The organism is Gimesia chilikensis (assembly GCF_008329715.1).
GTDB lineage: Bacteria > Planctomycetota > Planctomycetia > Planctomycetales > Planctomycetaceae > Gimesia > Gimesia chilikensis.
In genome coordinates, this window is sequence record NZ_VTSR01000005.1 from 107,586 (window position 1) to 118,260 (window position 10,675).

The 10,675-nt window shown below is 53.5% G+C and carries 9 protein-coding genes; 3 read left to right on the top strand and 6 right to left on the bottom strand.

The window, feature by feature from the left end; genetic code table 11:
* Window positions 1-84: 84 nt before the first annotated feature.
* Complete coding sequence (locus FYZ48_RS04650) at window positions 85-927, bottom strand: transketolase (RefSeq protein WP_145191859.1); 843 nt, start codon at window positions 925-927, stop codon at window positions 85-87.
* 461 nt (window positions 928-1,388) lie between these two features.
* On the opposite strand from FYZ48_RS04650, the gene FYZ48_RS04655 reads away from it, so the two are divergent.
* Window positions 1,389-1,811, top strand: coding sequence for a hypothetical protein (locus FYZ48_RS04655; protein ID WP_145044450.1), 423 nt, complete (start codon window positions 1,389-1,391; stop codon window positions 1,809-1,811).
* Window positions 1,812-1,825: 14 nt separating this feature from the next.
* On the opposite strand, the gene FYZ48_RS04660 is transcribed toward FYZ48_RS04655, so the two are convergent.
* Together FYZ48_RS04660 and FYZ48_RS04665 are read right to left on the bottom strand one after the other, a co-directional pair.
* Entirely contained in the window at window positions 1,826-3,421 is a 1,596-nt protein-coding gene (locus FYZ48_RS04660; RefSeq protein ID WP_149338012.1) for a sulfatase family protein, read from the bottom strand.
* 128 nt (window positions 3,422-3,549) lie between these two features.
* The gene (locus tag FYZ48_RS04665; RefSeq protein ID WP_149338014.1) at window positions 3,550-4,257 is read right to left on the bottom strand and encodes an LON peptidase substrate-binding domain-containing protein; all 708 of its coding nucleotides are present in this window, start codon (window positions 4,255-4,257) and stop codon (window positions 3,550-3,552) included.
* Window positions 4,258-4,413: 156 nt separating this feature from the next.
* Between FYZ48_RS04665 and nth the strand changes: the two genes are divergently transcribed.
* Both nth and dcd read left to right on the top strand, forming a co-directional pair.
* Window positions 4,414-5,091, top strand: coding sequence for an endonuclease III (nth, locus tag FYZ48_RS04670; RefSeq protein WP_242022389.1), 678 nt, complete (start codon window positions 4,414-4,416; stop codon window positions 5,089-5,091).
* A 129-nt stretch (window positions 5,092-5,220) separates the two neighbouring features.
* The gene (dcd, locus tag FYZ48_RS04675; protein WP_145044460.1) at window positions 5,221-5,793 is read left to right on the top strand and encodes a dCTP deaminase; all 573 of its coding nucleotides are present in this window, start codon (window positions 5,221-5,223) and stop codon (window positions 5,791-5,793) included.
* Between the two features lie 81 nt (window positions 5,794-5,874).
* Here the strand turns inward: dcd and FYZ48_RS04680 are convergent, their stop codons facing one another.
* From FYZ48_RS04680 to FYZ48_RS04690, 3 genes are all read right to left on the bottom strand, one after another.
* Window positions 5,875-6,897 carry a 2-oxoacid:ferredoxin oxidoreductase subunit beta gene (locus tag FYZ48_RS04680; protein WP_149338018.1) on the bottom strand — a complete coding sequence of 341 codons (1,023 nt, stop codon included), beginning with the start codon at window positions 6,895-6,897 and terminating at the stop codon, window positions 5,875-5,877.
* A gap of 68 nt (window positions 6,898-6,965) precedes the next feature.
* Entirely contained in the window at window positions 6,966-8,837 is a 1,872-nt protein-coding gene (locus FYZ48_RS04685; protein ID WP_149338020.1) for a 2-oxoacid:acceptor oxidoreductase subunit alpha, read from the bottom strand.
* A 751-nt stretch (window positions 8,838-9,588) separates the two neighbouring features.
* The gene (locus FYZ48_RS04690) at window positions 9,589-10,674 is read right to left on the bottom strand and encodes a class I SAM-dependent methyltransferase (RefSeq protein ID WP_149338022.1); all 1,086 of its coding nucleotides are present in this window, start codon (window positions 10,672-10,674) and stop codon (window positions 9,589-9,591) included.
* Between the last annotated feature and the right edge of the window lies 1 nt (window position 10,675).

The window sequence follows — 10,675 nt, forward strand, 5'->3', positions numbered from 1 at the left end:
TGCCTGTAGATATTGTTTGATTCGAACTGCCGGCAACCTGACGCGGCCCGGATGTTTACCGAGCGGTCAGGAACAGCAGGGGTACTAACTGAGCAAGGCGAGTGCTTTTTCTGCCAGTTCGGGAGAGAGCGGCTTGCCGTGGTAGTTGGTATCGCCGGCTTCTTCGAGGACCGGCAGGATGCCATACCCTTTTTTGGTCTGCGAAATAATGGCTTTGGGCCGGTCGGTGACTTTGGCGGCTGCTTCCAGTGCTTCGACTACCGTTTCCTGGCAGTTACCGTTGATGGTCTGGGTGTGCCAGCCGAAGGCGGCAATCTTATCTTCGAAAGATCCCATGTCCAGAACGTCTTTGGTGGCACCGGTCTGCTGGTAACCGTTCTGATCGATAATCGCGGTCAGGTTACCGAGCTTGTATTTCTCAGCAGCTGCGAGCGCTTCCCAGACCTGGCCTTCCCCCATTTCGCCATCGCCGATAACGACGAAGACGTTGGCACCGTTTTTATTCAAACGAGCGCCGAGGGCCTGACCGATCCCCAGTGAGAGTCCCTGACCCAGTGAGCCGGTGGAGGCTTCAATCCCGGGCAGACGCTTCATGTTGGGGTGACCTTCGAAGGGGCTGCCCAGTTTACGGAGCGTCATGACATCATCAGTGGAGAAGTAACCGGCTTCTGCCATGGCGGCGTACAGCACGGGAACCGCGTGACCTTTACTCAGAATGAAGCGATCGCGGGCTTCCCAGGTGGGGTTCTGTGGATCGTATTTCATGAACCCGCCAAACCAGAGTGCGTTCACCACTTCGACGGCAGACAGACTGCTGCTGGGGTGTCCACTGCCAGCTTCGGTCGTCATTTTGATGATCAGACGGCGAAGGACTTTTCCTTTTTCCTTCAATTCTTCCATTGATAAGGCATTTGCTTGAGCAGCCACTGTATTTCCTTCAATTCTTCTAAACGAACCATAAAATCATCACGCGCCCGACTCTGAATCCAGTTCCCCTCTGTGATAATGGAACCTGCTGTCTTCAGAGGACCGAAAGAAGGGTGTTACCTGATCTGACAATCAGAGAATGGAGCTGTGACAGCATTCAGGCGCCACCAGGCGCAACTTAAGCGCGTCAATTTTCTTCCGGTATGCTAACGAGCAAGCCTTCCAGCCACAACCATTTGAGCTGCAGAAACCCGTTTGTGCACTGGAAAAGCCGGCCGACGACCTACTTTTTCTGTAAAATACCTGCTTCCCCTCAGGAAGCTTTCTTCAGAAATTAATGGTTTGCTCTTTCTGGTCAAAATCACAACTGTTTATCCGACTAGTCTTTAAAGCAAGAATTCATTCGTCCATAATGAAGCAGTGGTTAAGAATTCTTCCGTACCCTTCCTCTGGGATGCAGCATGACTGAAAGCAGCTTCACTGATCAGGAATTACTGTCTTATCTGGATGAAAGTCTGTCGACAGACCTGATGTCTCAGATCGAGGCGGCACTCCGTCAATCCGACAGATTACGGGTCCGGCTGGCGGAACTTGCGCGACAGCGCGACGAGGGCGTGCATTCCGTGGGCGAGATTTGGCGACGGAACCGTTTGAGCTGCCCGACCCGGAGTCAGCTGGGGGGCTATCTGCTGGAGACCCTGCCGCCGGAATTCCAGAGTTTCGTTGAATTCCATCTGCAACAGACCGGTTGCCGCTACTGCAACGCGAACCTGGAAGATCTGAAAGCAGGCCTTTCGAATCTGTCAGCCGACTCCCAGCGCCGACGCGAGAAGTACTTTCAGTCCTCGGCCGGCTACTTCAGTTCCCAGCAGGATGACGAATAAATCCGCGTCCCACTTCAGTCTAGCGGAGCAGCTTCAAAGTCCGTCTTGTTCACCCAGCCCGCTTTGAGCGGTTCCCCCCCCATGTAGCGTTCATAGAAATTCCGCGTACGGGGATCGGAATACTGATAAGCTTCGAAGACGCCCCCCTTGCCTGTCATCCGGGGATCCTGTTGTGCTTTGAGTTCCGCTTCCAACTGCTGTTTCAGGGCCTGTTTGACTTTCTGATATTCCGGCGTTTCCGCCAGGTTTGTCATACACTCCTGATCGCCGTCGATCGCGAACAATTCCTCGGACGGCCGTTTCCCGAACGCAAGCTCCCAGAACTGCTGCTGACTGCCGTCGCGACGGAGATCAAGGATGACTGACTTCGTCGGGCTGCCATCACAATTCAGGTAACCGGTCTCGGGATTGCCAGCGGGCCAGCGTCCTGTTTCGTAATTGTGCAGGTAAAGCATTCCCCCTTTGACGATACCACGTATCGGATATCCCTGATCATGAGGGCGGCCGATGTCGTGGCGTTCTTTGCCGATGAGGACATGATCACGGACGGGATTGACCTGCCCCGATTTAGTTGACTGAAAAATATCGGTCAGGCTGTGACCGGTTGCAGGCTGCATTCCGGTCTGGTTCCATTTGAGCCCGGCAACTTCGATGAACGTGGGCGCGAAGTCGATGAAGCTGACATAATCTTTGATGACACGTCCCGGGGCTTTAATGCCATCCGGCCACATGATGGCCAGGGGAAGATGGTTGGAGAGTTCGTATTCCTGTCCCTTGATGCGAGGAAAAGGCATTCCGTTGTCCGCAGTCACCACGACCAGGGTATTGTCCAGTTCGCCCCGCTCTTCCAGCAGTTTCAACATGCGTCCGAGATGCTGATCGAAGTGTTCGATTTCGTACGCATAGTCGAGCATGTCGTTGCGAATGACTTCGTTATCGGGCCAGTAAGCGGGAACACGTTCGATGTCCGTGATTTTCTTGCCGGCGTTCTTCGCCCCCGAACCGTATTCGTAACGTCGATGCGGTTCGAAACCGCCGTACCAGAAACACCAGGATTTCTGATCGGGGCAGGTCTTGAGAAATTCGCCGAAGTTCCCGGCATAGTCGATGGACGAAATGCCTGTAGCAGGCGGTTTGAGTTTTTTGCTGTTAAAGGCGGGACCGGCCAGGTTTCGGCGTTTGCCTTGTTCATCGACGGCGACACCAGGCGCCCAGCCTTTCGCCGTTTTCCCGACGACATAGCCGTGCTCTGCCAGGGCTTCGACATAGGTTTTGAATTCCGGCGGAAAGAACGCCATGTGATTGCCGGCCTCTTTGAGCTGCCAGGAATTGCGTCCGGTCAGGATGCAGGCACGCGAAGGCGCACACTTGGCATTCGGCGTATAGGCGTTCGTAAAGAGCAGACCTTCGCGAGCCACCCGGTCGAAGGCGGGGGTCTTGACCCAGGAACAACCATACGCGCCCATGTGCGGGTATGAAGCATCATCGGCGATACAGAACAGAATATTGGGGCGACTGTTTTCGGCAGCCTGTATTGGGTCGGCCACGAACCCAGCGAGCAGCAGACAGACACAGATCACCTGCCAGAAGTTTGTGAAGCACAATTTCATCGAAGTCGATTCCCGGAGAAGAGACTGGGGATAAAGAATCAAACAGTTGACTTTATCTTAGGCGAGAGCGTCAGCAGTCACAAGCAATTTTGCTTATCAGGGAAGGCACACAGGAATGTATGAGCACTTCAGTTCAGGCTGAATCCGTTGGAAGGGATCGCGGCGGCGGGATCGCGCTGCTGCTGGCGATGGATGCTCTTCAGAAAACTCAGCAGCAGATCACTCCGCTGGTCGACATCCTGTTCTGCCAGGATCAGTTGCTGCAGTGGAGATTCGAGCGGCAGCGAACCAGCGAGCGTATCACAGAGCATGCCCAGCTCGATATCGCGATGCAGTTGATGGAAGTATGTGGGTTCAGAAACGTGATCGGCAAAGATCCGCGAGTAATGTTCGATCAGTTCCAGTTGACGATGCTCCCGGTGAATCACCGGTTCTTCAGGATAATAATCGGGTTTGAGATCCAACATCGCGGTGCGATAAGGCGTATCCGTATTGAGCAGCGTGACGGAACGGGCGCGACAGTGCCCCTGAACCAGCAGCGAATAGTGCCCAGCTTCCAGTTGAGCTGGTGAAACGATCGAAGCCAGACAGACAGGACGAATTTCTGTTCCGGGAGAGAGGATTGATCCGGTGCGGGAACAGACCTGTTGCAGATCGATGGCGAGCAGAGATCCGGAAGCGAGAACATCTGAGATGAGCTGGCAATCGAGGGGTGCAGTGATTCTCAATAACTGCAGCGAGTGGGGCAGCAGAACCGTGTTCTCCAGACTCAAAACCGGCACAACACCTGCGCTGGCTTCCAGCCGCTGCTCAATCATTTCCGAATCAGATACCATCTGCTAATTCCTGTCGATTCATTGAAAAAGAATCCGGGGTCTCCCATACTGAGACCAGTTCACATGCTCGCCGGTGAAAACCAGCGATGCCACTCAGAGTAGCACTCCAGTTTGGGAAATGTCATTCAGAATATGGCCAAAAAAACGAAACCCGTTGTGTCAGGTTCCAGTTATGCCGACTCACTTGATGCTAAAAAGAAACATGCCCGCAAAATCGCGCGCGGACTGGCTCGCCTGTTCCCTGAACCCGAGTGTGCCCTGATTCACGATTCACCGTTTCAACTGCTGGTTGCCACGATCCTCTCAGCGCAGTGCACCGACGAACGCGTGAATGCGACGACGCCGACCTTATTCAAAAAATATCCCACGGCAGCAAAACTCGCGTCCAGCAAACAGCCCGATGTAGAAAAGATCGTCTACCCGCTTGGCTTTTTCCGCGCAAAAGCGACCAACATCCGCAAGATGGCCCAGGCTTTGATGGAAGATCACGAGGGGGAAGTTCCGAAGACACTCAAAGAACTGGTCGCCCTGCCCGGCGTCGGCCGCAAGACTGCCAACGTGGTTCTGGGAACGGCCTTTGATATTCCCAGCGGCGTGGTCGTTGATACGCATGTGAAACGGATCTGTAATCTCTTCGGACTGACGACCAGTAAGAACCCGGAGATCATCGAGCGAGATCTGATGGAGGTCCTGCCGAAGAAGGAATGGATCGCCTTTTCGCATCGGGTCATTTTGCACGGTCGGGCAACCTGTGTCGCCCGCAAGCCGCGCTGCCAGGAATGTGCTCTGCTGAAAATCTGTCCGCGAATCGGTTTAAACCCCCTGGACCAATAATTGGCTGTTGGTTAACGACTTGATCCCGATTCTGAAAACGTCCGCCCGAACTGTTGAAAGCCGGTTCGCCGCGGTTTATGGTTCCAGTATGCGAAGTCTTCCTTCAACCTTCACAATAATGAGTCGCCGATGATCCTGACCGGGAAAGAAATCGAAAAACGCCTGGGAACTGATATTGTCATTGAGCCGTATAATGCAAAGTATCTGAATCCCAACAGCTATAACCTCTGTCTCCACAATGAGTTGATGGTCTACGAGGAAATCGTGCTGGACATGGCCCGTCCGAACCGGCTGGGGAAATATGTCATCCCGGAAGAGGGGATGGTTCTTTACCCCGGACAGCTGTATCTGGGACGAACCACAGAACGGACAGAGACGCACAACCTGGTTCCGCTGCTGGAAGGACGCTCTTCCATCGGACGACTGGGAATTTCTGTTCACGCCACTGCAGGGGTAGGCGACATCGGATTCTGCGGCTACTGGACACTGGAAATTACCGTGGCTCAGCCGGTCCGTATTTATGCAGGCATTCCGATCTGTCAGATCATTTACCATACCGTGGAAGGTGAGATCGTCGAATACAACAGTGACAAGTACCAGAACAATAAAGGCATTCAACCCAGCCTGCTGTTCAAAGAGCTGGATCCCAACGAGAATCGCCAGATGCGACTCTCTTTCGGCGAAGAGAAAACGTCGGACTAGACGTGAGCAACAATTCACTCAATGAAAAAGGCGTTACAGCAGAAACTGTAACGCCTTTTTTGATGGACTGATTCGAGCCGGTTACACGGTCCAGGTATCCCCGGTGTTGAACAGGGCTTCCAGGTCCCCTTCTCCGTTACGTTCAGTAGCGGATTTGACCTGGTCGTAAACGGCTTCGTTATAGGTCGGATGTTCGACACAACGGAAGACGCCCATGGGTTCGGGCATTTCCGGATATCGCATGCTGGCCAGCAGGAATGCGAGATTCATGTCTTCCGATTTTTCGTCGTGGAACAGCAGGTCGTCTTCGGTAACACCTTTACCCAGTTCGACGACTTCGGGCTGATCATGGCTGTTGAGCCGAATCCCCTTGTCACGATCTTTACCGAAAATCAGTGGCTTGCCGTGTTCGAGGTAAATCACGTTCTCTTCCTTTTCACCCTTCTTCGAGGCGAATGCGAAGGCACCGCTGTTGAAGACGTTACAGTCCTGGTAGACCTCGACGAAGGCGGTTCCCTTGTGGTTGGCAGCCCGTTCGAGCACGTTACAGAGGTGCTTGATATCGACATCGACCGAGCGGGCGGCGAAGGTAGCACGAGCGCCGATGGCGACGGACAGAGGGTTCAACGGACGGTCTACCGAGCCGAACGGCGTACTTTTGGTTTTGGTTCCCGTGGGGCTGGTCGGTGAGTATTGTCCTTTGGTCAGACCATAAATCTGGTTGTTGAACAGAATGACTTTGACATCCACATTCCGCCGCAGGACGTGCATGAAGTGGTTCCCTCCGATGGAGAGCGAATCGCCATCACCGGTGATGACCCAGACCTGCAGATCGGGGTTGGCGAGTTTTACGCCTGTCGCGACTGCCGGTGCACGACCGTGAATACTGTGCATGCCGTAGGTATCCATGTAGTACGGGAACCGGCTGGAGCAGCCGATACCGGACACGAATACGAATTTTTCCTTGGGGATTCCCAGGGTGGGCAGAACTTTTTTCATCTGGGCGAGAATGGAATAGTCGCCGCAGCGCGGGCACCAGCGGATTTCCTGGTCACTGGCAAAATCTTTTGGCGAGAGGACAGGTAGCGAGGTGTCTACACTCATTTTATTATCCTTAAACGCAATCAATCGTTTCTAAAATAGTTTAGCTGTTGGTCTGTGAAAACGATGGTTTATTTGTCTTCGATCACTTCTCTGATCTTCTGCTTGACTTCGCTGATCAGGAACGGTTTTCCCTGGACCTTGTTCAAACCAACGGCGTCTGCCAGATAAGTGCCGCGAATGATCATTCGCAGTTGCCCGGTATTGAGTTCCGGAATCAGGACTTTCTTGTAGTTTTTGATCACATCGCCCAGATTTTTGGGGAACGGATTCAGATACCGCAGGTGAGCGTGTGCCACCGAAAGTCCTTCTTTAATCGAATGTTTGACGGCGGTGCGGACAGCACCGTAAGTTCCGCCCCAACTGATCACAAGCAGGTCGCCAGACTCGGGGCCTTCTACTTCCTGTTCGGGAATGAAGTCCGCGATACCGGCGATTTTATTGGCTCGCAGAGTCGTCATGTACTGATGGTTCTGCGGAGAGTAATCGACGTTACCGGTGACATCCGATTTTTCCAGGCCACCCACGCGGTGTTCACAGCCGGGTGTACCAGGCACAACCCAGGGACGGGCTTTCTTTTCATCCCGCAGGTAAGGCATGAACTGCTCGCCATCCTTCTGTCTGTTCTCGTGTGAGACTTTGATCGGCTTGAGCGAGGACATTTCCGGAATCTGCCAGGGCTCGGCACCGTTGGCGATGTAACCGTCACTGAGTAGCATGACGGGGGTCATGAATTCCACAGCAATCCGCATCGCTTCCTGTGCCATGTGGAAGCAGTCTGCTGGAGACGCAGGAGCAACCAGAGGCAGCGGGCAGTCGCCGTTACGTCCGAACATGCACATATAAAGGTCGGACTGCTCTGTTTTTGTTGGCAGACCGGTACTGGGTCCGCCGCGCTGGACATCGACGATGACCATCGGCAGTTCCATGATGGCGCCCAGTCCCATGCCTTCCCCTTTGAGGGCAATCCCGGGACCACTGCTGGCGGTAATCGCCAGGTCGCCGGCATAGGAGGCTCCCACCACACTGGTGATGGCGGCGATTTCGTCTTCCGCCTGGAAGGTGACCACGTTGAAGTTTTTCAGTTTGGACAGCTCATGCAGAATATCGCTGGCAGGTGTAATCGGGTAACCGCCGTAAAACAGCTTCTTACCGGCCAGTGTGGCTGCGGTGACGAAACCGAAGGCGATCGCTTCATTACCGGTGACTTTGCGATATTTACCTGGTGGCAGTTCCGCAGGATCAACACGATAGTGCACGGTCATCGCTTCGGTGGTAATCCCGAAGTTATAGCCGGCATGCAGTGCCTTGAGGTTTGCTTCGACCAGTTCGGGTTTCTTGGCAAACTTGCTCTTTACCCATTCTTCGGTCGGTGTCGCATCCCGCTGGTAGAGCCAGTAGACCAGGCCCATGGCGAAGAAGTTTTTGCAACGTTCTGCTTCACGAGGTGACAGTCCCAGTTCCGCAACAGCGTCACGAGTGAGGCTGGTCATCGGCACTTTCTGGACCTGATAGGCTGCCAGCGACTCTTCATCATCAAGGGGATTACTCTCATAGCCCGCTTTGGAAAGATTGCTCTTCTCGAACGCATCTTCGTTGACGATCAGGGTTCCGCCCCGCTTGAGGTCGGCAACGTTCGTCTTGAGAGCAGCGGGGTTCATGGCAACCAGGGTGTCGACTTCATCGCCCGGCGTGTAGATGTCGGAACTGGAGAAGCAGATCTGGAAACCACTCACGCCCCCCAGCGTACCGGCGGGTGCGCGAATTTCTGCGGGGAAATCCGGCAATGTGCTGACATCATTACCGAAGACGGCTGACACGTTGGTAAACTGCGTGCCAGCCAGCTGCATCCCGTCTCCACTATCTCCACAAAAACGGATAACAACAGCATCCAGTTGTTCGCTGATTTTGCCGTTAGCACCAGACACGTCTGTGGTCGCCATTCTGCTTGTTACTCCCTGGCAGTCTGTTCTGTTGCCAGTTCAGACTGTTTCAGTTGAAAGAAAATTGTATTGTAAGTTTTTGCTGCGATTTTATTCCTGACAGCAGCCTGTCTATTCGACAGTAGCCCGTCTCAGGGATGTCCGTTCCTCTGGTCTGGCCCTGTTTCTGATAACGCAAAAACCAGACTGTCCATCACTGAATAAATGAAACCAGGGAAAACGCGAAGTGGTCTCTCAGACATGACACGGGCCCGGTTGAGCATGACCCTGATGAGGAGGGAAAGACGCAGGAGTATTTCACACTTGATTTCACAATTTGATGAATCATTCCGTCTGGCAAGCGAAATCGATTCAATCCCCGTCAGGGACTGAAGTTCGGCTTCAGACTTCCATATATTCCTCATTGACTGTTCACCATCGCTCCATCAAACGGCAAACCCAATGAAATAGAATTATTCCTTATAATCGGCATTTTTACACCAAATTCACCACAGGGAAAGCCTTGAAATAGCACATTCTTGCGTGTTTCTTGAGAATTTCCATGAGAATGTACTCAAGCGACTTCCCCTGCCGGAATTATAGTCATAACCGTTACAGATCCAAACTAAACCGCACATATTTATCCACTTTATTGGGTGGATGACTTTAAGCTCAGTTAAATCAACGGATTCAGGGAAGAGCTATAAAAAAACGACAGCAGAAACGTCATTATTTCTGCTGTCGGAGAGGACACATCACTGCCTCAAAAGGCTCAGGCTGCCTTGGTGGTCGTATAGAAATAATTCATGATGTCATGGGGCAATTCCTGTACATCCACTTTCTCAAAGCCGGCGGTCTGCAGCATCTCACAGGCGAGCTCTTTCCCCCAGCAGGTTCCGAGCCCTGCCCCGCCCTGGGCAAGCGAAACGGTCATGCAGTGCATGGTGGAGATGGTATAGAACATGGGTCCCAGTGGATTGCTGATGTTCTGTTCCACATTGCTCGATGCGGCGATGTCCTGCATCAGGAAGGTGCCGCCCGGTTTCAGCGAAGCATTGACATGACTGAGTACTACTGCGGGCTGGGCCTGATCGTGAATTACATCGAAAGCGGTAATCAGATCAAAGGCTTCCGGCTGGTTCATGCGGGCCACGTCCTGCACGCGAAAGGTGATGTTCGTCAAGCCGCGTTCCGCCGCAGAGGCTTGCGCCCGGCCGATTGATTCTTCTGAGATGTCATAGCCAGAAAAGCGACTGTTCGGAAATGCGGCTGCCATTTCGATCAGTGCCATCCCGCTGCCACAACCGATATCCAGTACCTCGATGCCCGTCCGCAGTTTCTCTTCCAGTCCGGGGACGAGGGGCAGAATATGCTCGAAGAGTCCGCAGACCACCGAGTTATAACTCTCCTCCGCCATCACTTCATGGAAGCGGGCGAATTCGGAATAGGGTACCCCGCCCCCTTCGCGGAAGCAGTCGACGATTTGATCTTCGACGCTCCCCAGTACCGAGAACCACTGCATCGTCGTCGCGAAATTGTTGGAGCCGGCCGCCCGCGTCAAGAGGGCCGCGTGTTCTGCTGGCAGGAAGTACGTCTTCAGCACCGAGTCGTACTCCACAATACCGCCGGTCACCATAGCCCCCAGCCATTCTCGCACATAGCGTTCATTCAGCCCTGACTGTTCGGCGATCTGACTGCTGGTAGCGTGTTCCATTTCGCTCATGATATCGAACAGTCGAGCGCGGTGCCCGATAGAAATCATGAAAGAGAGTCCGCTGTGATTGACGATCTGCAGCAGCTTCTGCCCGAACTCGTCTGTCCGCTCAGCATCAATATTCAGGTTACAGTTATTACACATG